This window comes from Lysinibacillus sp. FW12, from assembly GCF_050817245.1.
Taxonomy (GTDB): Bacteria; Bacillota; Bacilli; order Bacillales_A; family Planococcaceae; genus Lysinibacillus; species Lysinibacillus irui.
This window is the reverse complement of the sequence record NZ_CP139094.1, coordinates 3,557,631-3,583,029: the sequence shown is the minus strand read 5'-3', so window position 1 is coordinate 3,583,029 and position 25,399 is coordinate 3,557,631. Positions and strand designations below refer to the sequence as shown.

At 38.6% G+C, this 25,399-nt stretch carries 24 protein-coding genes and 1 pseudogene; 21 read left to right on the top strand and 4 right to left on the bottom strand.

The window, feature by feature from the left end; genetic code table 11:
• The first annotated feature begins 8 nt into the window (after positions 1-8).
• From SJW71_RS18560 to SJW71_RS18480, 17 genes are all read left to right on the top strand, one after another.
• Entirely contained in the window at positions 9-4,340 is a 4,332-nt protein-coding gene (locus SJW71_RS18560) for a PolC-type DNA polymerase III (RefSeq protein WP_274796004.1), read from the top strand.
• 332 nt (positions 4,341-4,672) lie between these two features.
• Positions 4,673-5,149 carry a ribosome maturation factor RimP gene (rimP, locus tag SJW71_RS18555; protein ID WP_274796005.1) on the top strand — a complete coding sequence of 159 codons (477 nt, stop codon included), beginning with the start codon at positions 4,673-4,675 and terminating at the stop codon, positions 5,147-5,149.
• Positions 5,150-5,173: 24 nt separating this feature from the next.
• The gene (gene nusA / locus SJW71_RS18550) at positions 5,174-6,313 is read left to right on the top strand and encodes a transcription termination factor NusA (protein ID WP_274796006.1); all 1,140 of its coding nucleotides are present in this window, start codon (positions 5,174-5,176) and stop codon (positions 6,311-6,313) included.
• A gap of 136 nt (positions 6,314-6,449) precedes the next feature.
• Complete coding sequence (rnpM, locus tag SJW71_RS18545; RefSeq protein WP_274796007.1) at positions 6,450-6,728, top strand: RNase P modulator RnpM; 279 nt, start codon at positions 6,450-6,452, stop codon at positions 6,726-6,728.
• Entirely contained in the window at positions 6,725-7,033 is a 309-nt protein-coding gene (locus SJW71_RS18540; RefSeq protein WP_016994544.1) for a YlxQ family RNA-binding protein, read from the top strand. The genes rnpM and SJW71_RS18540 overlap by 4 nt, the downstream gene beginning before the upstream one ends.
• 14 nt (positions 7,034-7,047) lie before the next feature.
• On the top strand, positions 7,048-9,330 hold the full coding sequence (infB, locus tag SJW71_RS18535; RefSeq protein WP_274796008.1) for a translation initiation factor IF-2: 2,283 nt from the start codon (positions 7,048-7,050) through the stop codon (positions 9,328-9,330).
• Entirely contained in the window at positions 9,330-9,608 is a 279-nt protein-coding gene (locus SJW71_RS18530) for a DUF503 domain-containing protein (protein ID WP_008178987.1), read from the top strand. Before infB ends, SJW71_RS18530 begins: the two co-directional genes overlap by 1 nt.
• A gap of 78 nt (positions 9,609-9,686) precedes the next feature.
• Positions 9,687-10,028 (top strand): 30S ribosome-binding factor RbfA, encoded by a 342-nt coding sequence (gene rbfA, locus SJW71_RS18525; RefSeq protein ID WP_274796009.1) that lies wholly within the window; start codon positions 9,687-9,689, stop codon positions 10,026-10,028.
• A gap of 118 nt (positions 10,029-10,146) precedes the next feature.
• Entirely contained in the window at positions 10,147-11,058 is a 912-nt protein-coding gene (truB, locus tag SJW71_RS18520; protein WP_431811331.1) for a tRNA pseudouridine(55) synthase TruB, read from the top strand.
• Positions 11,059-11,070: 12 nt separating this feature from the next.
• Entirely contained in the window at positions 11,071-12,024 is a 954-nt protein-coding gene (gene ribF, locus SJW71_RS18515; RefSeq protein WP_322605959.1) for a riboflavin biosynthesis protein RibF, read from the top strand.
• Between the two features lie 168 nt (positions 12,025-12,192).
• Entirely contained in the window at positions 12,193-12,462 is a 270-nt protein-coding gene (rpsO, locus tag SJW71_RS18510) for a 30S ribosomal protein S15 (protein WP_036121378.1), read from the top strand.
• Positions 12,463-13,068: 606 nt separating this feature from the next.
• Positions 13,069-15,183 carry a polyribonucleotide nucleotidyltransferase gene (pnp, locus tag SJW71_RS18505; RefSeq protein ID WP_274796015.1) on the top strand — a complete coding sequence of 705 codons (2,115 nt, stop codon included), beginning with the start codon at positions 13,069-13,071 and terminating at the stop codon, positions 15,181-15,183.
• A 103-nt stretch (positions 15,184-15,286) separates the two neighbouring features.
• Complete coding sequence (locus SJW71_RS18500) at positions 15,287-16,510, top strand: M16 family metallopeptidase (protein ID WP_341385727.1); 1,224 nt, start codon at positions 15,287-15,289, stop codon at positions 16,508-16,510.
• A gap of 170 nt (positions 16,511-16,680) precedes the next feature.
• On the top strand, positions 16,681-17,676 hold the full coding sequence (locus SJW71_RS18495) for an ABC transporter substrate-binding protein (RefSeq protein ID WP_431811330.1): 996 nt from the start codon (positions 16,681-16,683) through the stop codon (positions 17,674-17,676).
• A gap of 17 nt (positions 17,677-17,693) precedes the next feature.
• Positions 17,694-18,686: a FecCD family ABC transporter permease gene (locus SJW71_RS18490; protein WP_341385729.1), complete on the top strand. Its 993-nt coding sequence runs from the start codon at positions 17,694-17,696 to the stop codon at positions 18,684-18,686.
• On the top strand, positions 18,686-19,468 hold the full coding sequence (locus SJW71_RS18485; protein WP_312505212.1) for an ABC transporter ATP-binding protein: 783 nt from the start codon (positions 18,686-18,688) through the stop codon (positions 19,466-19,468). Before SJW71_RS18490 ends, SJW71_RS18485 begins: the two co-directional genes overlap by 1 nt.
• Positions 19,469-19,479: 11 nt before the next feature.
• Complete coding sequence (locus tag SJW71_RS18480) at positions 19,480-19,974, top strand: pyridoxamine 5'-phosphate oxidase family protein (RefSeq protein ID WP_412926801.1); 495 nt, start codon at positions 19,480-19,482, stop codon at positions 19,972-19,974.
• An 83-nt stretch (positions 19,975-20,057) separates the two neighbouring features.
• Here the strand turns inward: SJW71_RS18480 and SJW71_RS18475 are convergent.
• The 4 genes and pseudogenes from SJW71_RS18475 to SJW71_RS18460 all read right to left on the bottom strand — a co-directional run.
• A pseudogene (locus SJW71_RS18475) lies at positions 20,058-20,627 on the bottom strand (ABC-2 transporter permease); the annotation flags it as partial.
• Between the two features lie 11 nt (positions 20,628-20,638).
• Positions 20,639-21,265 (bottom strand): ABC-2 transporter permease, encoded by a 627-nt coding sequence (locus tag SJW71_RS18470; RefSeq protein ID WP_322605957.1) that lies wholly within the window; start codon positions 21,263-21,265, stop codon positions 20,639-20,641.
• A 2-nt stretch (positions 21,266-21,267) separates the two neighbouring features.
• Entirely contained in the window at positions 21,268-22,110 is an 843-nt protein-coding gene (locus tag SJW71_RS18465) for an ABC transporter ATP-binding protein (RefSeq protein WP_341385734.1), read from the bottom strand.
• Positions 22,111-22,488 carry a GntR family transcriptional regulator gene (locus tag SJW71_RS18460; protein ID WP_274796025.1) on the bottom strand — a complete coding sequence of 126 codons (378 nt, stop codon included), beginning with the start codon at positions 22,486-22,488 and terminating at the stop codon, positions 22,111-22,113.
• Positions 22,489-22,630: 142 nt separating this feature from the next.
• On the opposite strand from SJW71_RS18460, the gene SJW71_RS18455 reads away from it, so the two are divergent.
• From SJW71_RS18455 to SJW71_RS18440, 4 genes are all read left to right on the top strand, one after another.
• The gene (locus SJW71_RS18455) at positions 22,631-22,894 is read left to right on the top strand and encodes a hypothetical protein (protein WP_004224966.1); all 264 of its coding nucleotides are present in this window, start codon (positions 22,631-22,633) and stop codon (positions 22,892-22,894) included.
• A gap of 9 nt (positions 22,895-22,903) precedes the next feature.
• Positions 22,904-23,683, top strand: coding sequence for an NAD(P)-dependent oxidoreductase (locus tag SJW71_RS18450; protein ID WP_274796026.1), 780 nt, complete (start codon positions 22,904-22,906; stop codon positions 23,681-23,683).
• Positions 23,677-24,267, top strand: coding sequence for a dipicolinate synthase subunit B (locus SJW71_RS18445; RefSeq protein WP_274796027.1), 591 nt, complete (start codon positions 23,677-23,679; stop codon positions 24,265-24,267). Before SJW71_RS18450 ends, SJW71_RS18445 begins: the two co-directional genes overlap by 7 nt.
• Before the next feature lie 82 nt (positions 24,268-24,349).
• Positions 24,350-25,387, top strand: a complete 1,038-nt coding sequence (locus SJW71_RS18440; protein ID WP_274796028.1) for an aspartate-semialdehyde dehydrogenase — start codon at positions 24,350-24,352, stop codon at positions 25,385-25,387.
• The last annotated feature ends 12 nt before the right edge of the window (positions 25,388-25,399 follow it).

Sequence of the window (25,399 nt, the reverse complement as noted above, 5' to 3'; positions counted from 1 at the left end):
TCGATAGATTGGAACAGCAACAAGAGGCAAGAATGAGATTTCGAATGCTCTTGCAGCAACTTGAGTTAACAGATGATGTATACATGTCATTTTTTGAAGAAGGTGAATTATCACGTCTTACTGTCCATAAAAAGGACAGACTGTGGCATTTTACTATTAGATTAAGAGATATTCTTCCGTTTCCACTTTACCAGCTTTTCCGCACTCATTTAACAGAGAAATTTGCAGCAATAGCGCAAATATATACAACGTTTGAGACGCTAGAAAAAAGTGTAACAGAGGAACTTGTGCAGGCTTACTGGTTAAGTGTTGTTGAGCAAATTGATGAGATGGCGCCAACACTAAAAAGCTGTCTTATTTCCCAAATGCCAATGTGGAATGGTCAAAAAATAACGTTATCCTGTATGCAGGAAATGGAATATATGATGTTAAAAACAAAGTATGCAGACAAACTGGCAGAAAGCTATAGTCAGTTTGGTTTCCCGCATATGGCAATAGATTTTGTACTACAGGAAGAAACCGAGGAAATGATTGCTGCTCAGGAAGCATTTATGGAGCAGAAGCGTATAGAGGAAGCGGCATTGGCTCAGCAAGCAATGCAAGATTTCCAAAAACGAGAGCAGGAGAAAAAGGACAATCCAGCAGCAGCGAGCCTAGGAGATCGTCCATTCCAACTTGGGATGCATATTAAAGATGATGAAACGATGGAAATTAAACGAATTGTCGAAGAAGAGCGTCGTGTCATTATAGAAGGTTTTGTCTTTGATACCGAAATTAGAGAACTGAAAAGTGGGCGTTCCTTATTACAAATTAAAATTACCGACTATACAGATTCTATCGTAGTCAAAATGTTCTCTCGAGATAATGATGATGCAGAATTGATGCAGCATTTGAAAAAGGGTATGTGGGTAAAAGTTCGAGGCTCCGTACAAACAGATACGTTCATCCGTGATTTAATTGTCATGGCCAACGACATTAATGAAATCAAAAAAGAAACACGACAGGATCTCGCACCTGAGGGTGAAAAACGTGTTGAATTGCATTTGCATACACCAATGAGTCAAATGGACGCTGTTACGCCTGTTGATCGACTAGTAGCACAGGCTGCAAAGTGGGGTCACCCAGCTATAGCTATTACAGATCATGCGGTTGTACAATCTTTCCCAGAAGCATATGCAGCAGGGAAAAAACATGGGATTAAAATAATTTATGGTCTAGAGGCTAATTTAGTTGATGACGGGGTTCCGATTGCCTATGCTCCAGAGCATCGTTTATTAGCAGATGCAACGTATGTTGTCTTTGACGTGGAAACGACAGGATTATCTACAGCTTACGATACAATTATTGAACTTGCCGCAGTAAAAATTAAAGATGGCCAAGTCATCGATAAATACGAAAGCTTTGCGAACCCTCATCATCCACTTTCAGCTACTACAATTGAATTAACAGGGATTACAGATGATATGGTTCGAAACGCACCAGAAGTAGAGCAGGTTATTAAGGAGTTTCATGCATTTATTGGTGATGCGATTGTCGTCGCTCATAACGCATCATTTGATATTGGTTTCTTGTATACTGGCTATAAAAAATTTGGTCTTGAAGAAACGGTACATCCAGTAATTGATACGTTAGAGCTTGCCAGATTACTTTATCCTACGATGAAAAACCATCGCTTAAATACATTGTGTAAAAAATTCAATATTGAATTAACACAACATCACCGAGCGATTTATGATACTGAGGCGACTGGATATCTACTGCTGCAACTTTTAAAAGATGCAGATGAATTAGCCATCAAATACCATGATGACTTTAATAAGCACATAGGTGGGGGTGACGCCTATAAAAAGGGGCGACCAATGCATTGTACAATTTTAGCAGTCGACAATGCAGGTTTAAAAAATTTATTTAAACTGGTCTCACACTCCCATACCAAAACATTCTATCGTGTTCCTCGTGTGACACGAGCTGTCCTCGAGCAATATAGAGAAGGTTTGTTGGTCGGTTCAGGATGTAATAACGGCGAATTATTCGAAACAATGATGAATAAATCACCTGAGGAAGCAGAGCAAGTCGCTCGTTTCTATGACTATATTGAGGTACAACCGAAGGCGGTCTATGCTCCTTTAATTGAACGCAATGTCGTGCGTGATGAATGGACATTAGAGGATATTATCCGTAAGCTTGTGAAATTAGGGAAGAAGCTAGATAAACCTGTTGTGGCCACTGGTAACGTCCATTATTTAGATCCGACAGATGCTATGTTTAGACAAATACTTATAGGGTCTCAAGGTGGGGCGAATATTTTAAATCGTTCCAAGCTACCAGAAGTTCATTTTAGAACAACAGATGAAATGCTGAAGGAATTTGACTTTTTAGGACCTGACCTTGCAAAAGAAGTCGTGGTGACAAATGCTCAAAAAATTGCTGCAAGCATTGGGGATGTTAAACCGATTAAAGATGACCTTTATACACCAAAAATTGAAGGCTCAGATGATGAAGTAACGAATTTAACCTATGAAATGGCTCATCGTATTTATGGTGAAGAGTTACCTGAAATTGTAAAGGCTCGAATTGAAAAGGAATTAAAATCAATTTTAGGTCACGGGTTTGGCGTAATTTACTTAATTTCGGCCAAGCTAGTGAAAAAATCATTAGCTGATGGCTATTTAGTAGGTTCACGTGGTTCGGTTGGTTCCTCATTAGTTGCAACCTTTATGGAAATAACAGAGGTAAACCCACTACCTCCTCATTATGTTTGTCCCAATTGTAAGCATTCCGAGTTTTTTGATGATGGTTCGGTTAGCTCTGGCTTCGACTTGCCAAATAAGGACTGTACAGAATGTGGCACGCCATATAAAAAAGATGGCCAAGATATTCCATTTGAAACCTTCCTTGGCTTTAAAGGGGATAAGGTACCAGATATCGATTTGAACTTTTCAGGTGAATATCAGCCACAAGCTCATAACTATACAAAGGTGCTATTTGGAGAGGATTACGTGTACCGTGCTGGAACTATTGGTACCGTTGCGGAAAAAACTGCATATGGCTATGTAAAAGGTTATGCGAGTGATCATAATCTACATTTCCGAGGAGCAGAAGTAGATCGTTTAGTTCAAGGCTGTACAGGTGTAAAACGTACAACGGGACAACACCCTGGAGGGATAATTGTAGTACCTGATTATATGGATATATATGATTTCTCTCCTGTACAGTACCCAGCGGATGCACAGGATTCGGAATGGCGGACAACTCATTTTGATTTCCACTCTATCCATGACAATATTTTAAAGCTGGATATACTAGGACACGATGATCCGACTGTTATTAGGATGCTCCAGGATTTATCAGGAATTGATCCAAAAACAATTCCAACCGATGATCCTGTCGTAATGAAAATTTTTAGTTCTCCAGAAACTTTAGGGGTAACAGAAAAACAAATTGGCTGTAAAACCGGAACTTTAGGTATTCCAGAGTTTGGTACCCGCTTCGTGCGTCAAATGCTAGAGGATACAAAGCCCTCAACATTCTCGGAGCTTGTGCAAATTTCTGGACTATCCCATGGAACAGACGTATGGCTCGGCAATGCACAGGAACTAATTCAAAATGGCACATGTGTGCTAAAGGAAGTAATTGGTTGTCGTGACGATATTATGGTGTATTTAATTTACCAAGGTTTAGAACCATCGCTAGCATTTAAAATCATGGAGTCTGTACGTAAAGGGAAAGGTTTATCGGAGGAATTTGAAGCCGAGATGCTTGCTAATAAAGTACCTGGCTGGTATATCGAATCATGTAAAAAGATCAAATACATGTTCCCGAAAGCCCATGCGGCAGCTTACGTTTTAATGGCTGTACGTATAGCATGGTTTAAGGTACATTTCCCAATCCTGTATTATGCAGCGTATTTCACTGTCCGTGCAGATGACTTTGATTTAATTGCAATGGTTCAGGGTTCACAAATGATTCGTGCACGTATCGATGAAATCAATATGAAGGGCTTAGATGCATCAACAAAAGAGAAAAACTTATTAACGGTGCTGGAGCTTGCACTAGAAATGTGCGAACGAGGCATGAGCTTCCAAAAAGTTGACTTATACCGTTCACAGGCAAGTGAATTTGTCATAGATGGGAATTCGCTTATTCCGCCATTTGATGCAATTCCAGGGCTTGGAACCAACGTTGCCAAAACGATTGTAGCTGCCCGTGAAGAGGGAGAGTTTTTATCGAAGGAAGATTTACAGCAACGTGGTCGTGTATCGAAAACACTTATTGAATACATGGATCAACTTGGTTGTCTAGAAGGCATGCCTGATGCCAATCAGTTATCACTATTTTAGTATGGAATTTAATTTGTCAGGTTACGTTACAGAGATTTTCAAATTCCTGACACAATATGGTTATCTTCAATGAAGGAAATTTGCATTGTGTCGAGAACTGTGCTATCCTTATGGTAATAATTTGTTGATATTTTTCCAGCAAAAGAGTGGGTCCTTCCCGCTCTTTTCTGTTGTTATACCGTAGCAAAACAAATTTTGACTAACAGCAGGTAAGACCGTAAAATTTCACCAAAGCAACTGGTGGAATTTCTGTTTTATTTAGGTTCATTACTGAATCAATGGCAGTGATGAACAGTTCATACGCTAGAATTTGATAGATACAGGAGGAAACAATGAGCAAAGTACCATCTTTAATTGAAGAGCTCGCTAAACCAATTGTGGATGAGTTAAATCTTGAGCTAGTGGATATTGAGTTCGTCAAAGAAGGACGTAACTGGTTTTTACGTGTCTACGTTGATACGCCTGAGGGTGGAATTGACATTGACCAATGTGCTCAAGTTAGTGAACGACTAAGTTTGCTATTGGATGAAAAAGATCCAATTACACAAAACTATTATTTAGAAGTTTCTTCACCTGGAGCAGAGCGTCCATTAAAAAAAGATACTGATTTTCAAAAAGCAATTGGCAAATTTATTTATGTAAAAACCTATGAGCCCATCAAGGACATGAAGGAATTCCAAGGCTACTTAACGTCATACGATGAACATACATTAGTGATGGAAGTGCGTATTAAAACGCGTAAAATAACAGTAACAATTGAACAAGAAAAAATCGCATTGGCACGACTTGCCATCGATTTTTCAGCATAATGCATATTTAGGAGTGAAAATAAAATGAGTAGTGATTTGTTAGATGCGCTGAATGCGCTAGAAGAACAAAAAGGAATTTCAAGAGATGTGTTAATTGAAGCCATTGAAGCGGCATTAGTTACAGCTTACAAACGCAACTTTAACCAAGCACAAAATGTTCGTGTGGACTTAAATTTAGATAAGGGCTCTATTCGCGTATTTTCACGTAAAGATGTTGTGGAAGAGGTAGAGGATGATCGTTTGCAAATTGCTTTAGAAGATGCAAAAGCAATTAATCCAGCTTACCAGCTAGAGGATATCGTGGAGCAGGAAGTAACGCCACGTAATTTTGGACGCATTGCTGCTCAGACGGCTAAACAAGTGGTGACACAACGTGTACGTGAGGCGGAACGCGGTTTAATTTATGAACAATATGTGGACCGTGAAGATGATATCGTAACAGGTGTTGTTGAACGTTTAGATGCTCGAAATATCTATGTAGGTTTAGGTAAAGTAGAAGCAGCTCTGCCAATTAACGAACAAATCCAAGGTGAATCTTACCATCCTCATGATCGTATTAAAGTGTATATCACAAAAGTTGAACGTACAACACGTGGTCCACAAGTGATTGTGTCACGTACACATCCAGGTTTATTACGCCGATTATTTGAGATGGAAGTACCTGAAATTTATGAAGGCATTGTTGAGATTAAATCAATCGCTCGAGAAGCGGGAGATCGCTCTAAAATTTCTGTCTATGCCCATAATGAAGAAGTTGACCCAGTAGGTTCATGTGTTGGGGCAAAAGGCGCTCGTGTACAAACAATTGTCAATGAACTAAATGGTGAAAAAATTGATATCGTAGAATGGTCTGAAGATCCAGTAGTATTCGTTGCGAATGCTTTAAGCCCATCAAAGGTATTAGACGTTCAAGTGAATGAGGAAGAAAAATCGACAACAGTTGTTGTTCCAGACTATCAATTATCACTTGCGATTGGTAAACGTGGGCAAAATGCACGTTTAGCTGCGAAGCTTACTGGTTGGAAAATTGATATTAAGAGTGAGACAGATGCTCGTGAGCTAGGTATTTATCCTTCTGCTACAAGCACTTTCATCCCTGCTGACGATGAAGAAAGTGATTTTGATGATGTGGCAGTAGACTTATATCAAGACGACGAAGAATAAGTAAGAAAGCCCGTGTGACAAGTCAGCTGACAGTATTCAGTGGGCCCCCTACGCCGACTGAATACTGTCAGAGCGTCAAGTAGAGCATGACTTGTCCACCTCTTACGACAAGCTTCAGAGAGGAATGGTGATTCTTATGGCTGTAAACAAAAAAGTACCTCTTCGTAAATGTGTAGCAACTGGAGAAATGCTACCGAAGAAAGAGATGATACGTGTTGTTCGCTCCAAAGAGGGCGAAGTAAGTGTAGATGTCTCTGGAAAAAAACCAGGACGTGGTGCGTATGTCTCGAAATCAGAGAAGGCAGTTGACATCGCACGTAAGAAAAATGTATTAGGGCACCAACTTGATGTGAAAATTCCTGAAGAAATATACGAAGAACTGATTTTGCTGATTCGTAGGGAGTCAATTTTATGATGAATCAAGCAATATTTAATTTGCTTGGGATTGCGGCAAGAGCACGTAAAGTGATTTCAGGAGAAGAGTTAGTAGTAAAGGAAGTCCGCAATGGCAATGCTAAGTTAGTACTGCTTGCAAACGATGCTTCTAAAAACTCTAGCAAGAAAATTCAAGATAAGTGCACGTACTACAACGTTGAGTATCATGTAATTGGAGATCGTTATGATCTAGGACATGCTACAGGTAAGGAGGCCCGAGTGGCTTTAGCTATTACCGATAAAGGTTTTGCAAGTAAATTGTCTAGTCTACTCAACGAAAACTAATCGGGGGTGAGCAGATGACCAAAATCAGAGTTCATGAATATGCAAAGCAAGTGAATAAAACGAGTAAAGAGGTTATTGAAGCACTAAGTAAATTAAATGTGAGTGTAACAAACCACATGTCTATGTTGGAGAAAGATATTGTGGCTAAGTTAAACCAATCATTTAAAGCAACACCTGAGAAAAATGTAGCAAAACAATCAACTCAAAACATGGCACAAAGACCTCAATCGAATGGCCAGCAAAAACCACAGCATTCGGTGAAGAAGCAAGAGGGACAAAGGCAGCAATCTGCTACTTCTAAACCTAAAGCAAACAATCAGCAACACGCACAGCAAAACTCAAATTCGTCTAACGAAAAATCTAAGAATACAAAAGGTAATCAAAATAGAAATATGACACAAAATAATAATAATAACAATAATAATCGTAGAGGTGGCGGTGGTTATAACCAACGTCCAAAACCAGGGATTCATGGAGGCAAACGTCGCCATCCAAAAACGCATCAACCATCAATACCAGTAAAACAAAAGGAACTTCCAGAAAAAATTACTTTTGTTGAATCATTATCAGTTGCAGAATTAGCAAAAAAATTACACCGTGAGCCATCGGAAATCATTAAAAAACTATTTATGCTTGGTGTAATGGCAACAATTAACCAAGAATTAGATAAGGATGCAATTGAATTAATTTGCGCAGACTATGGTGTAGAAGTTGAAGAAGAAATCCGTGTAGATATTACGGATTTAGAAACTCACTTCGAGCAAACTGAAGAAGTAAACGAGGCAGATCTATCAGAACGTCCGCCAGTAGTAACAATTATGGGACACGTTGACCATGGTAAAACAACATTATTAGATTCTATCCGCCACACGAAAGTGACAGCTGGAGAAGCTGGTGGTATTACACAACATATTGGTGCATACCAAGTGACAGAAGGCGACAAGAAAATTACATTCCTTGATACACCAGGGCATGCTGCTTTCACTACAATGCGAGCACGTGGAGCGAAAGTTACAGATTTAACAATTTTAGTAGTTGCTGCTGACGATGGTGTTATGCCACAAACAGTAGAAGCGATTAATCATGCTAAAGCAGCTGAAGTACCAATTATCGTTGCTGTGAATAAAATGGATAAACCATCAGCAAATCCAGATCGTGTAATGCAAGAATTAACAGAGCACGGCCTAGTTCCTGAAGCATGGGGTGGCGATACAATTTTCGTACCAATTTCAGCATTAAAAGGTGAAGGCATTGATACATTACTAGAAATGATTTTACTTGTTGCGGAAGTTGGCGAACTTAAAGCAAATTCAGATCGTTTAGCGCTTGGTACGGTTATTGAGGCGCAGCTTGATAAAGGACGCGGTTCTGTTGCTACACTTTTAGTACAAGATGGAACGTTAAAAGTAGGTGACCCAATCGTTGTTGGTCATACGTATGGCCGAGTTCGTGCGATGGTGAATGACAAAGGTCGTCGTGTAAAAGAAGCTGGACCATCAACACCAGTGGAAATTACAGGTTTAAATGATGTACCTCAAGCAGGTGACCGCTTCGTTGTTTTTGAAGATGAAAAAACAGCACGCCAAGTTGGGGAAACTCGTGCGATGTCAGCAATCCAAGCGCAACGTTCAGAAAAACAACGTGTAACACTTGATAACTTATTTGAACAAATGAGTCAGGGTGAAATGAAAGAGCTTAACCTAATTGTGAAGGCTGATGTTCAAGGTACTGTTGAAGCAATGGCTGCCTCATTAATGAAAATTGATGTGGAAGGCGTAAATGTGAAAATCATTCACACAGGTGCTGGTGCTATTACGGAATCAGATATTTCTTTGGCAGCGGCTTCAAATGCAATTGTTATTGGATTCAACGTACGTCCAGATGCAAACGCAAAGCGTGCAGCTGAAGAAGAAGGCGTAGATATCCGTTTACACCGTATTATTTATAAAGTAATTGAAGAGATTGAACAAGCAATGAAAGGTATGCTTGATCCTGAGTTCGAAGAGAAAATTATTGGTCAAGCAGAAGTTCGTCAAACAATTAAAGTATCTAAAGTTGGTACGATTGCTGGTTCATACGTAACTGAAGGAAAAGTAACACGTGATTCAGGTGTTCGTGTAATTCGTGATAACGTAGTTATTTTTGAAGGTGAGCTAGATACACTTAAACGCTTCAAGGATGAAGTAAAAGAAGTTGCAAAAGGATACGAATGTGGTATTACCATTACAAACTTCAACGATATTAAAGAAGGCGATATTATTGAAGCCTATATTATGGAAGAAGTTAAACGCGTCTAATGATCGTGTATGCAGAAGTTGAATTCATTATTCAAACTGCCCATTCGTTAAAGGAAAAACGTGCTGTCCTACAGCGTATGATTACCCGCACCAAGCAGAAATTTAATGTATCTATTGCGGAAATTGACCATCAAAATGTATGGCAGCGTACGAAATTAGCACTTGTTGCTGTTTCTTCGTCTAAAGAAGCAGCTGAACGCGAAATTAATCACGCGCTCCACTATTTAGAGTCAAATCCGTCATGGGAACAGCTTAATGTGTGGCGAGATTATTTATAAGTAGTAATAGGTAGTTGTCCAAGCTTACGAAAGCATGGTACACACAACTATCTGTACATCGAAATAGAGGTGACAAATATGTCTCTACGTTCAAACCGTGTTGCTGAGCAAATGAAAAAGGAGCTCGGTGATATTCTTGGTCGTAAAATAAAAGATCCGCGTGTTGGTTTTGTTACGGTTACAGGTGTTGAAGTAACAGGTGATTTACAGCAAGCGACAATTTATATTACATCTTTAGGCAATGAACGTGAACGAGAGGACACGCTTAAAGCGTTAGTAAAAGCTTCGGGCTTTATTCGCTCTGAAATCGGGTCACGCATTCGTTTACGACGTACACCAGAATTAATCTTCGAATTTGATTCATCGATTGAATATGGTAACCGTATTGATACATTGCTAAGAGATTTACACAAAGAATAAGTTGAAAAAGTCTGCCACATGCATGTTTATGCAGGCAGACTTTTTATCTTCATACTGTAAAAAATGATAGCAGTGAGGATGCACTGCGAAATGAATGAAGGCAATTGGGAGGAGCTATATGAACGGTATTTTACCGCTTTGGAAAGAAAGAGGCATGACAAGCCATGATTGTGTCTTTAAATTACGCAAAATTTTGCGGACAAAAAAAGTTGGACATACAGGTACACTGGATCCAGGTGTTGAAGGTGTGCTACCAATTTGTATTGGTCAAGCAACTCGAATTGCAGAATATTTAACTGATGCAGGAAAGACCTATGAAGCTATCATATCGATAGGTCGTACAACGACAACGGAAGATGCTGAAGGCGAAACGGTTGAACAAGATCAGACAGTGAAAACATTTTCTCGTAAGCAATTACTAGAGGTTCTAGCTTCATTAACAGGTGTTATTGAACAAACACCACCCATGTTTTCAGCAGTAAAAGTAAATGGGAAGCGCCTCTATGAATATGCTCGAAAAGGCGAAACGGTTGAAAGACCAACTCGTCAAGTAACCATTTATGATTTAGAGCTTCTTGACGAGGTAGAACTATATAAGGGACAAGAAATAACATTTCCTGTCCGAATCGCGTGTAGTAAAGGGACTTATATTCGTACATTAGCTGTGCAAATTGGTGAAGCGCTAGGCTATCCAGCACATATGAAGGAGCTTGTAAGAACGGCCTCTGGTACCTTTACACGTGACAACTGTTTTACATTAGCACAAGTTGCAGAGCTAATGGATGCAGAGCAAGTAACTACCTGTATTTTACCTGTCGAGTATGCATTAGCAGACTATCCATATATTGAGATTACTGCCGCCAATGAAAAAGAAATTTTCAATGGACAAGTGCTTCCAGCAGATGCATTATTAAAGAGTCATGATAAAATTGTGTTTGGAATCAATGGAAAGGCAGTTGCGGTTTATCAGGCTCACCCTACGAAGGATGGTTTGATGAAGCCACACAAGATGTTTCCGACGATAGAGTAGGAGGATTTTTCAATGGAGGTCATTCATTTAAAATACCCACATCAATTACAGCAACGAGAAAGCATGCAGGCATATTCACTAGCGCTTGGTTTTTTCGATGGTGTACATAGAGGGCATCAAGCAGTGATCAAGGCAGCTAAGGAAGAGGGGGACAAACGTCAAATTCCAACTGCAGTGATGACATTCGATCCACATCCTTCATTAGTCCTTGGTGGACGGAACGAAAAAGTGTTTTATATTACACTCTTACAACAGAAATTACAACTGTTTGAGGAACAGGGTGTGGATAAAGTGTTTGTTGTCCATTTCACATCAGATTTTGCCAAGCTTTCACCAGCAGCGTTTATTGATACATTTATTCGTGGATTAAATATTCAACATGTGACAGCTGGCTTTGATTATTCGTTTGGAGCATTTGGTAAAGGAACAATGGACGATATGCGTGCACTAAGTAATGGTGAGTATGGTGTAACAGTTGTTGAGAAGAAAACAGACGATATTGAGAAAATTAGCTCTACCCGTATTCGTAAGCTATTACAAGAGGGCGATATGGAAGAGGCAACAAAGCTATTAGGGAGACCATTTGAAATCAATGGGATAGTTGTACATGGTGATAAACGAGGTCGTACAATCGGATTCCCTACAGCGAATGTCCAAGCATTAGAAGGAACCTTTATTCCAGCAAGTGGTGTCTATGCTGTCCGTTTACTAGTGCAAAATAACTGGTATGATGGGGTCTGCAATGTGGGCTACAAACCAACTTTCAAAGATCCGAATGATAAGCAATTATCAATTGAAGTTCATATTTTAAACTTTGATAAAAATATCTATGGTGAGGAAGTACATGTAGCTTGGTATAAACGGATTCGAAGCGAACGAAAATTTGATGGTATTGAGGCGTTGAAGACACAAATCGAAAAAGATAAACAAGAAGCAATTCGCTACTTTAACGACTTGGAAGGCTAACTTCATCATTGTCTTCACATCCTTCAGGTCTACGTTTTGCTTGCTTGACTAACTGATTTATGGTAACATTCATAAGTGCATAAATGCTTAACCTTAGCTCGGTATTTCGATGACTCCAACGTTTACTGTGCTAATGGGGATTAATTATAATTTAGGAGGTCCATACAAATGGCTATTACAAAAGAACGCAAAAACGAAATTATCGCTGAGTACCGTACTCACGAAAGTGACACTGGTTCACCAGAAGTACAAGTTGCAGTATTAACAGAGGAAATCAACGCTCTAAATGCTCACTTACGTACACACAAAAAAGATTTCCACTCTGAGCGTGGTCTTCTTAAAATGGTAGGTCGTCGTCGTCACTTATTAAAATATCTTCGTGAAACTGACGTACAACGTTACCGTGAACTAATCAACCGTTTAGGCTTACGTCGCTAATTAAAGGCGGAAGTATTCCTGTATTAAACTGTAGACAAACCTATGTTTGTCTACAGTTTTTTTATGTTTCTAAGCAGTGGTTATCCTAGGTTTTGTTCATTAGAGAGCCATAACTTTTTATTACACAACAATGACTGATCAATATAAAAATACTATTCTCAATTATAAGAGAGACTATTAGTCAGACATGCCCAGTAAAAGATAGTTTTTCGGGGCTTGCATTTCCATTGTTCACTCAAGCCATTGCTTAAACTTTACTACATACGGAACTTTCTTTATACTAGTAAGATGTTGTATGTTAAGCACCATGTTATAATAAAGCTATTGTTAAAACTTGCACTAGAAAAAATAATGTTTGATAACAGTTACTTCCATTTACATACATTACTTTTCGTCAAGAAGGAATCAATATAAAAAAATCCATATACCAAAATGCTTTTTCAATTAAATATAGAAATAAATCTTAAATAAATTGGCAATAACTGAATTTAAATGTATGATTATTTCATGAAATATTATTTAGCATAGAACAAGCATTTTTGGTACACTTACTATTAGTACATACAGACGAAGTAAGTGTTTTTATAATAGAGAGGGGTTCATTGAATGAACGAAAAGAAAGTCTATTCCTACGAATGGGCTGGCCGTCCACTTGTAATTGAAGTCGGACAGTTAGCAAAACAAGCAAACGGAGCCGTACTAGTACGCTATGGCGATACTTCTGTACTTGCTACAGCAACAATGTCTAAATCACCTAAACCACTTGATTTCTTCCCACTAACAGTTAACTATGAAGAGCGTCTATATGCTGCAGGTAAAATTCCTGGCGGCTTTATTAAACGTGAAGGACGTCCATCTGAAAAAGCGATTTTAGCAAGCCGTTTAATCGACCGTCCAATTCGTCCGATGTTCCCAGATGGTTTCCGTAACGAGGTACAAGTCATTTCTATGGTTATGTCAAACGATCCTGATTGTACTTCAGAGATGGCAGCAATGGTTGGTTCATCATTAGCTTTAGCTATTTCAGATATTCCATTTGATGGGCCAATAGCTGGTGTACAAGTAGGTTATATTGATGGAGAATTCATCGTAAACCCGACAGTAGAACAATCGAATCATTCGACAATTCATTTATCTGTTGCAGGGAACAAAGATGCCATCAACATGGTTGAAGCAGGGGCACTTGAAGTTCCAGAAGAAATTATGTTAGAAGCAATTATGTTCGGTCATGAAGAAATCAAAAAAATCATTGCTTTCCAAGAGCAAATTGTGGCGGAAGTAGGTAAAGAAAAATTACCTGTGACACTATTTGAAATTGATGAGGCGATTCAAGCCGACATAAAAGCAGCTTGTGAGACGGATATGCATGATGCTATTCAAACTGCGGAGAAACATGCACGTGATGAGGCGATTCAAGCTGTAAAAGATCGTATTATCGCTTCTTATGAAGAACAAGAAGCCGATGATGAAACAATGAAACAAGTTTATACAATTTTAGATAAAATGGTTAAAGATGAAGTTCGTCGTCAAATTACGGAAGATAAGATTCGTCCAGATGGTCGTAAGCTAGATGAAATTCGACCACTTTCTTCTGAAACAGGCTTATTACAACGTACACATGGTTCTGGTCTGTTTACACGTGGACAAACACAAGCACTATCTATTTGTACACTAGGCGCACTAGGTGATGTACAAATTATTGACGGTTTAGGTGTTGAAGAATCGAAACGCTTTATGCACCATTATAACTTCCCACAATTTTCTGTAGGGGAAACTGGCCCAATCCGTGGACCAGGCCGTCGTGAAATTGGTCATGGTGCGTTAGGTGAACGTGCGTTAGAGGCAGTTATTCCAGATGAATCAGAATTCCCATATACAATTCGTTGTGTATCAGAAGTACTTGAATCGAACGGATCTACTTCTCAAGCATCTATCTGTGCATCAACATTAGCGATGATGGATGCAGGTGTTCCATTAAAAGCACCAGTGGCAGGTATTGCTATGGGTCTTATTAAAAAAGGTGAACACTATTCAATTTTAACGGATATTCAAGGAATGGAAGACCATCTAGGAGATATGGACTTTAAAGTTGCTGGTACAGCTAAAGGTGTAACAGCTTTACAAATGGACATTAAAATCGATGGTTTATCTCGCAATATTTTAGAAGAAGCACTGACACAAGCTAAGGTTGGTCGTATGCATATTCTAGAATCAATGCTAGCAACACTTTCAGAACCACGTGAAAAGTTATCTGAATTTGCACCAAAAATTGTTATTGTGAAAATTAATCCAGATAAAATTCGCGATGTAATTGGACCTGGTGGTAAACAAATTAACAAAATTATTGAAGAGACAGGCGTTAAGATTGATACGGAACAAGATGGTACAATCTATATTTCTTCTGCTGATGAAGAAATGAATGCTCGTGCAAAACAAATAATTGAAGATATCGTACGTGAAGCAAAAGTAGGGGAATACTACTTAGCAACAGTGAAGCGTATTGAAAAATTCGGTGCATTTTGTGAAATTTTCCCAGGGAAAGATGGTTTACTTCACATTTCCGAAATTCAAGAGGAACGTACGAAGCAAGTAGAGGATGTCTTAAAACTTGGTGATCAATTACTTGTTAAAGTGATTGAAATCGACAAGCAAGGTCGTGTGAATTTATCTCGTAAAGTTGTGATTCAAGAGGAAAAAGAACGCGCTGAACAAGAAAAATAAAAATGATCAAAGGGCTGCGTATGATTGCGCAGCCTTTTTAGATAGTAACAAAAAGAATGTTAGGAATTATACAATAGAGAAATTAAGAATTGGGGGAGATTTTTTGGTTCAAGTACATACATGTCAAAATGGTGTTCGTATTGTATCTGAGCAGATTGATCATGTTCGATCAGTTGCATTAGGTATTTTTGTGAATGCAGGTTCCCGCTATGAACTACCTGAAGAGAATGGTATTACACATTTTATTGAGCATATGTTGTTTAAAGGAACAGCTACTCGCTCAGCTCGTCAAATTGCGGAAGAATTTGATCGAATTGGAGGAGAGCTAAATGCCTTCACGTCTAAAGAAAATACATGTTACTATGCAAAAGTTTTAGATCATCATGCCGAGCTCGCTGTCACAATACTTGCTGATATGTTTTTTAATTCTACGTTTGCAGAGGAAGAATTAGAAAAAGAACGACAAGTGGTGTTAGAAGAAATATTAATGAGCGAAGATGCTCCTGATGATGATGTACATGAAAAGCTATGGAGTGTCATGTATCCGAATGACGCACTTGGTCGTCCAATACTTGGTACTGCAGCTACGTTAAAGACATTTACAGCAGAAACAATTCGACAATATATGGCCAAACATTATGGTCCAGAGTCTGTTGTAATTTCTATTGCAGGAAATATTTCTCCGCAGCTTTTACAAAAGATTGAAGATTTATTTGGACTATATCAGCCTTCACCACATGCTGTAGCGCCTGTGCTAACAAATCCTCCATTTTATCCGGGAGAGATTACAAAAATACGCGATACAGAGCAAGCCCATCTAGCCATTTCTTATCCAGCAATCGGTGTAAAAGATCCAGATATGTATAGCTTTATTGCTCTGAACAATATTATTGGAGGCAATATGAGTTCTCGTCTGTTTCAGGAGGTACGTGAAGAACGCGGGTTAGCTTATTCTATTTTTTCTTATCAATCCTGTTATGCAGATGTTGGTGCTTTTACGATTTATGGTAGTACAAGCCGTCAACAATTAGCACAGCTCCAACATACGATTGATGCCACGTTACTGGATATTGTTGCAGGCGGTGTTACGGAGGAGGAGCTTGATAATGCGAAAGAGCAACTGAAAGGGAGCTTTGTTCTTGGATTAGAGGGGACGGGTGCTCGTATGAATCGCAATGGAACGAGTGAACTTGTCCATCGGAAGCATCGAACTGTAGACGATGTTCTTGCCTCGATAGATGCTGTATCGATGGAGTCGATAGATCGTCTAATTGCTAAAATATTAAAAGCAGAACCAGCTATTTCGATTATCGGTCCTAGTGAATAAAGTCAACAAAATTAACTAATTGTAAGAGGAGAACTTTGATTATTTTCGAAGTTCTCCTTTTTCGTGTTTTCCTCTTTATCAATTAGGTGTTGTAATTCTCAATTAGCTTTGATAGTATAAATGATATTGAAAATCATTTTCAATTAAAAAGTTGATTGGAGGATATATAGGTGAAAAAATGGCTTATCGCTAGTACCTTTGTGATTTCATTAACACTAGTTGGCTGTGTAGAGCAGGAAGATAAAAATATCGACATAGAGGTGAAGAAAGAAGAAACACAGCAACAAGAAACAGCTAATACAGCTAAAGTACAAAAAGCCAAGATTCAGGATGGGGTAGATGAAGAAGCCTTTCAAAAAGCATTAGCAAGCTTCCCAACGACCATACCAGAAAACATAGTAACCACTTCGGTTCCATTAACAGAAATGTTACATCTCCTAGGAATTACACCTGTAGGGGTACCAACATCGACCAATCCTATACCAACAGATTTTGATTCGATTACAAAAATAGGCTCACCTATGTCACCTGACTTAGAGGTCATCTCGAGCTTACAATCGGATTTAATAATTGGAGCTTCCTCCCTACAAAGCTCGCTCGATCAGGCACTTCAAGGAATGAATTTGCCGACAGCTTATTTACCGACAGATTCGTATGAGGACTTAAAATTGAGCTTTAAAGTGCTAGGTACGTACTTTGCTAAAGAAGAAAAAATGAATGACGTTTTACAAAGAATCGTAGCAAAGGAAAAAGAGTTAGAAGCTCAAGCACAAGGCAAAGAATTACCTTCCGTAATGCTTGTAATCGGTATATCGGATTCCTTTATGGTAATGAACGACAAATCCTATTTAGGAAGCTTAGTGGAACGATTAGGGGCAGACAATATTGCGAAATCTGTGTTAAAAGCAGATTCAACTTATTCACCTATGAATCTTGAAGATATTATTGTGGCTGACCCAGACATTGTTTTTGTGTTAGCATCGGGTGACCACGGGGCAAATGAAGATAAATTTAAACAAGAAATTGAAAAAAATAGCGCTTGGCAACAATTATCAGCCTATAAAAATAATAAAATCTATGTACTTGATTACAGCACATTCGGTGTAACATCTATTACGAATGTAGAAACAGCACTGACAACAATTGCAGATTATTTCTATAAATAAGTTCGTGAGGTAAAGGTATGATTCATACAACAAGAAGTCGCATGATTATAATTACAACCTTTGTGGTTACGATAGTAGTGGCAATCATTGCGGTCGGGTTAGGTAGTGTTCATATTTCCGTTCCTAATATTTTAACTACCCTTCTCAATGGACATGATCAGGAAGGTGTATATACAACAATAATTTGGGATATCCGATTACCTCGAGTGTTATTGGCTTTAATTATTGGTGCAAGTATTGCCATTTCGGGTGCCTTATTGCAGGCAGTTATGGGCAATCCGTTAGCAGATCCTGGATTAACAGGGGTAACAAGCGGGGCAGCAGCCTTTGTATTACTCATCCTTTTAGCAAATCCAGAGTTGACACACTTCATTCCTTTAGCTGCATTTGTGGGCGGATTGATTGCGGCTGCAATTGTTTATGCTCTCGCTTGGAGACGGACAGGCATTACACCCATCACTATTATTTTATCGGGGGTAGCCGTGAACGCTTTATGCGGCGGAGTCATTGGATTTTTATCGATTCTTTATAGTGATCGTTTGCCATCAGCTGTGCAATGGATGAATGGTAGTCTCGCTGCAAAAGGGAATGTATCACTACATATGATTTATTTGTATGCCATCATAGGTTGGGTACTATCCATTTTTGCGATTCGCAAAGCCAATATCATTCGTTTAGGTGATCAGGTGGCGACCAATTTAGGAGAAAGTGTAACGCGTATTCGTATTATGTTATCTATTTTAGCTGTTTTTCTAGCAGCTATTTCAGTCGCTGCAGTTGGTATGATTAGTTTTGTTGGATTAATCGTACCGCATATGGCTAGATTACTCGTTGGCTCAGATTATAAGTATATGTTGCCGATGAGTATGGCCTTGGGGGCGATTGTCTTATTGATTGCCGATACTGGCGGGCGGACATTATTTGCACCTCTTGATATTCCAGCAGGTATTTTAATGGCCGTCATTGGTGGACCTTACTTCTTATACTTAATGAGAAAGAAGGCGTTTTAATGTTAAAGATTGAACAGTTATCTATCAGCTATGAACAAAAGGAAGTTGTCCATGACTTTTCTTTTGATGTGAAAAAAGGCGAAATCCTATCCATCATTGGACCGAATGGCTCTGGCAAATCAACGATATTAAAGGCCCTTGCAAGGATGCAGCCGTACCAGACAGGAACTATTTTGTTTGATGGGGAAAATATGCGTCGATTATCCTCAAAACAAATTGCTCGAAAAATGTGTATGCTTAGTCAACAAAATCAAGCCCCAACTGATATATCTGTCAAAAATTTAGTGGCCTATGGTCGTTATCCACATAAAAAGTGGTTTGAGCGTCTCAATGCAGAGGATGAGAACATTATTGATTGGGCATTAGAAAAAACTGGTCTTTCACATTATAAAGAAAAGCCCATTGCTGCCTTGTCTGGGGGAGAAGCACAGCGCGCATGGATTGCCATGGCTTTAGCGCAACGGCCCGAAGTTTTATTATTAGATGAGCCCACGACATTCTTAGATATTGCGCATCAGCATGAAGTGCTAGAATTAGTGCGAGAGCTGAATCGTGACATGGGCATGACCGTTGTGATGGTACTCCATGATTTAAACCAAGCCTCTAGCTACAGTGATCAAATAGTGGTGGTAAAGGATGGAAAAAGAGCTCATATGGGTACACCAGATGAAGTCATGACAGAGCGGATGATTCAACAAATCTATCGGATGGAAGCGGAAATTCAATATGTTTCATGGGATGGTGCTCCAAGAATTCAATTAAAAAATACGGTCAAAGCTTAGGAGGAAAATACATGCCAAAAGCAATCGATTTGGAACAAGTTAAACAGGATTATGAGGCATTTATTCAAAATAAAAAAAATTGTGTGTTAAGCTTCGTGGATGGAGAAGGCAGGCCTTTTAGTAGTACAGCCCCTTTTGTACGACTAAATGGAAAATTTTATATTTATATTAGTCGGATTGCAGAGCATTACCAGCTAATGGAGAAGTCAGAAGTAGTCGATTTAATTTGTGTAGCGGATGAAGCAGTAACAGCTAATCCTTTTGCCACAGAGCGAGCACGCTGGCAATGTCAGCCTAAAAATTTGGGCAATGAAGGGCATGAGAAAGTATTTGCAGCCTTTGATCAACTATTTAATGCAAAAATGATGGCAATGTTACGTTCACTTGATTTCTCATTATTTGAGTTAACGCCAGTAGCTGGGCGGTATGTCGTAGGATTTGGCAAAGCCTTTACGATTGATATTGCCAATGACAAATTGATACATGTTGTCATTGATAAAAAATAGGTTGCCAATAAAGGCAGCCTATTTTTCAATGAATAGTTAGCAAATTTCTCTTGTCGTATATATAAATGAAGACATTTATGGAACGTAAGAACGCTAATGAGGATGCTAACAATTGTTGGGAGCACTAAGGTGAATAAGTTTCCAGCTACTAATGATAAATAGTAATGAACAACAAAGTTTAGCAGAATAATCAGCAAGGTAGTTGTAAGCATTCTGATAGTTCGCATTCCCTCCTTTTCTTGAAGCTGCTGAATATAAAATTGACTACAGATGAGAAAATAAGCACTGCTTATATAAGCGAAATACATAGCAAAATGCTCCAAAAAATCTGTAGAAGCTTCAGGTTGAGAGAAATAGATTGGTGCAACGAAAAGTAAGAGCAGAGTAATAAGGCCATAGCAATAAAGGAAATCAGACTGCAATTGCGCCTTTTTTGACAGAGGTAGGCTATTGACAAACACTTCCCAGTTTACTTGTCGATCTCCTCTGTATAAATTTTCAACAAGTGTGGCCGAAATGACGACGATCACCAAACCAATGGAAGGGCTATCCACGAAGGAGAAGTGAACAAAATTAAGGAGTAGACATAAGGCCATTGCAAAAATGAGAGACCATTTTTGTACGACAAATCTTTGTAACAATAATGCCCGCATAGAACCCCTCCCTAAAACTCTTTCCTTTTATAAATGGCTGTAGAAATTAACGAGGATAGCCAAAGTATTAATAATCCGGCAAATGGTGTTACAAACATAAACTGTTTAAGATTTAAAAAAGTGAAGGGTATATTGGGTAGATACTCTTTAAACATCCCTAACAAGAAGCCTGGGATAAAACAAAGCGCAATCAAAACCATTTTTCCTTTAATGGAGCCAAATTTAATATAAATAGGTAATAATACAGCTAACAGACAGAGAGCCAATGTCACAATCATATTAAATGTTAGGAAAAAATCTGTGGTGATACCTTGATCGGTAAAATAATTGATAAGAAATATAATGGGCAGTGCAATAATAAGACCAATGATCATAAGCAATACACTCAGTATATATTTACTAAGAACAATATCCCCTTTAGAAATAGGTAGGGTATTGGCATACTTATCCCAGCTACTTTGCTCATCGTAGGTAAGAGCAGTTATAGCTTGAATCGTTACAATAAAGACAATAACAGCCAGCAGCATTGAGCTTTGCTGCATAAAGATCGCCATCACAAGAAGAAATAGAACAACGTATGCCTGGGATCTCAATTGACGTTGAATAGTCATTAAATCTTTTACTATAAGACCTATCATATTTAAACACTACCTTTCACAAAAAATAGCATGATATCCTCTATAGAAGGTTTTTCGAGTCGGAAAGCCTCGTTTACTTCATGTTTCAGAACGAGGGCTTCAATTCCGAATGCTCCATTTCGTTTTTTTATAATGGCATGCTCTGGCAATACGCTTACTTCCTCACTACTCCCTTTGAAAATGCCGTAATCATATAATAGAGCGTCTTTACTTTCACTCAATAAAATTTCACCATTATGGATGAGCGTAATATAGTCAGCAATTTTTTCTAAATCGCTTGTAATATGAGAAGAAAATAAAATGCTATGTGTTTCATCCTGCATAAATGCTAAAAATAAATCTAAAATTTCATCCCTAATAATAGGATCTAGTCCACTTGTTGGTTCGTCTAAAATCAATAATTTTGGATGATGTGACAAGGCTAATGCAATCGACAGCTTCATCCTCATTCCTCGTGATAGTTCCTTGATCTTCTTCCTCTTTGGTACGTTAAATTGAGTCAATCGTTCAAAGTAATAGCTAGAATCCCACGTTTGAAATACCTTTTTCATAATCTTGTCGAGCTGCGTCGCATTTAGCGTCTCAGGTACATGTAAATCGTCAAACACTACACCGATGTCGTTTTTTATCGATAGCTCATGTTCGACATGATCCTGACCAAAAAGCAATATTTCGCCATATTCTTTTTTTAATAAATTCAGCATGCATTTAATGGTAGTTGATTTTCCTGCCCCATTTTCACCGACAAAGCCCATTACCGTTCCTTGAGGGACTGAAAAGCTTACATCTTTAAGGGAAAAGCCTTCAAAAATCTTATGTAGACCATGAAGTTCAATGGCATTCATTTAAATTTCCTCCTCTAACAGTAAAGATATTAATTCTTGCATTTCTTCTTTAGAAAGACCAGCTGTTTTCGCTGCTCTTACCGCCCTCTGCAAATGTTCCTCCACCTGACGTAGTAACTCCTCGCGTAAAAAATCTTGATTACGTTCGGTGACAAAGCTTCCTTTTCCAGCGACTGTTTCAATGAAGCCATCTCGCTCTAAATCGGCATATGCTCGTTTGGTCGTCATCACACTTATTTTTAAATCCTTTGCTAGGGCACGAATAGATGGTAGTGCATCACCTGCTTGAAATTTATTCGCTAGAATGGCCTCTTTGAGTTGTGTGGTGATTTGCTCATAAATAGGCTTATCACTAGCATTACTTAAATGAATATGCACAAATCCTCACCTCTTATAACTGTATATATACACTATATACAGTAGGTGATAAAAATGCAACATATTCCTACTTTTGGTAGGGGGCACGATTTGCAAAAACTCGGCATATATTGAGGTAACGGCTCAAGGAGGGAGATGAGGCATGCTACTATCTGAGATGGTGGATAAAGAATTAATTCAAATTGAGGGTGGCGTACATTTTGGCATTTTAGCACATACAGAATGCCTATTGGATGTGCAAACAGGAAAAATACATGGATTTGAGATTGTGAAAGATAAATTACCATTCCAAAAAAAGAAGATGAAAGTTAGTGAAATGATACCTTGGCATGAAATTATATTAATTGGAGAAGATCGGATTTTATTTAATAAGACATCTACAGTACAATCAGAATATTTACAGTGAGGTGAGCTTTTGGAAAACGAAAAATGGCTTGTTATCGGTGAGGACTCGAGATTAAAGGAATTAGCGACAATGCTAAGAAGTCCATCGAGAACAGTGTTTTATAAAAGAACGACAGTTTGGAACGAAGAGTTAAATAAACTTGTTTTAGAATTCCAACCAAATAAAATTATCCTACCTATTCTTCCGTTGAAAATAGAAGTTGAGCAACTATATGGCATATCACAAGTTAAATTTTATACAGGTCGATTAACGATGCATTGGAAGCAATTGCTGGAGAAAAATGAATCCATTTGTTATTTACAACAAGAATCGTTTATTTGGCAAAATGCTCGGTTAACAGCGGAGGGATTTATCGCCACGTTCTACGGACTCGAGCAAAAATGTATTTACGGACAAAATTTTACGATCGCAGGCTTCGGTCGTATCGCCAAAATGCTCGCCTCTTTACTTGTTAAAATGGGTGCGAATGTTCATATTGTGGCACGTTCAGTTGTACAAGTGAGTGAAGCAAAAGCATATGGTTATAAAGCTACAAATTTAGATGACCGTCAATGGTCTATTACGGATAGCATTTTTATAAATACAATTCCAGCAAAATGGATTACAGAGTCATTTATCGAGCATGTTCCAGCAGTTTTATATGATTTAGCCTCAGAGCCAGGCTGTTTAGATATAGATGCTGATCAATTACAAACGTATGTACTATTGCCATCATTGCCTGGGAAATACTTTGCACATGACGCAGCTACAATATTGTGCAAGGCAATAGAGGAGGAAGAAAATTGTTAACGGGGAAACGAATTGGCCTAGGTATTACTGCTTCGCATTGTACTTATGAAGATGTAGTGCCTAAAATTCAAAATTTTATTGATGTTGGGGCTACAGTTATTCCTATCATTACCCACTCCGTTTTACATGCGGCTACCCGCTTTGGGACAGGGGAAGAGTGGATTGCAAAAATAGAAGCATTAACGGGTGAAAAGGTTATTTCTTCTATAAAAGAGGCGGAGCCATTTGGACCATCCAATCCTTTAGATGCAATGGTCATTGCGCCAATGACAGGCAATAGCATTAGTAAATTTGCTAATGCAGCAACAGATAGTCCTGTATTAATGGCAGCGAAGGCAACTTTACGTAATGGGTCTCCTGTAGTATTAGGTATTTCAACCAACGATGCACTTGGCTTAAATGGTATCAATATTATGAAGTTGTTAAATGCTAAAAACATCTATTTTATTCCATTTGGTCAAGATTCCCCTCATTCCAAACCGAATTCTTTAATTGCTGATTTTGATCAAATGGTGGATACTGTTCATGCAGCAATTACGCAGAAAAAGCAATTACAACCGCTGTTGATACAATATTTCAAATAAATCATATATTACACACAATTTTCAGTATTTTTGTGATACAATAGCACACATTATGAAACATGTATTCAAGGAGAGATGACAGATGACAAAGCAGTTAACGGTTGCAGTTGTTGGGGCAACAGGGGCAGTTGGTTCGAAAATGATGGAGCAGTTAATTAAACGTAAATTCCCAATTGGGAACATTAAATTTCTTGCTTCTGCTCGTTCAGCAGGAAAATCAATCGAATTTAATGGTCAAACATATACAATTGAAGAAGCGACACCTGAAGCTTTTGAAGGCGTCAATGTCGCTTTATTCTCAGCTGGTGGGTCAGTATCAGCTGTGCTTGCACCTGAAGCTGCTAAGCGTGGTGCAGTAGTAATTGATAATACGAGCCATTTCCGTATGGATCCAGAGGTACCGCTTGTCGTTCCTGAAGTGAATCGTGGCGACTTAGCGAAGCATAAAGGGATTATTGCGAATCCAAACTGCTCAACAATTCAAATGGTAGCTGCACTTGAACCAATTCGTAATGCATTTGGTTTAACGAAAGTAATTGTTTCAACTTATCAAGCAGTATCAGGTGCAGGTATTTCTGCTATTGAAGAATTAAAGGCACAAAGCGCAAACTGGGAAGCAGGTAAAGATGTAGAAGCAACTATTTTACCGTCTGGTAGTGATAAACGTCATTACCCAATCGCTCGTAATGTCATTCCACAAATTGATAAATTTACAGATAATGGATTTACATACGAAGAAATGAAGATGATTAATGAGACCAAAAAAATTATGCATGCACCAGAGCTAAAAGTAGCTGCTACTTGTGTTCGTGTGCCAGTTGTTTCAGGTCACTCTGAATCAGTTTATATTGAGGTAGAGAAAGAAGCGTCAATTCAAGAAATTTTCGACGTATTACGCAATGCACCAGGTGTGATATTACAAGATGATATTGCAACACAAACTTACCCAATGCCTATTTATGCAGAAGGGGAAGACGCTACTTTTGTAGGACGTATCCGTCAAGATTTAGACAATAGCAAAGGATTCCATCTATGGATCGTTTCTGACAATTTATTAAAAGGCGCCGCATTAAACTCTATCCAAATTGCAGAAGCAATGCTTGAGGATAACTTACTATAAGAGGGGTGTAAG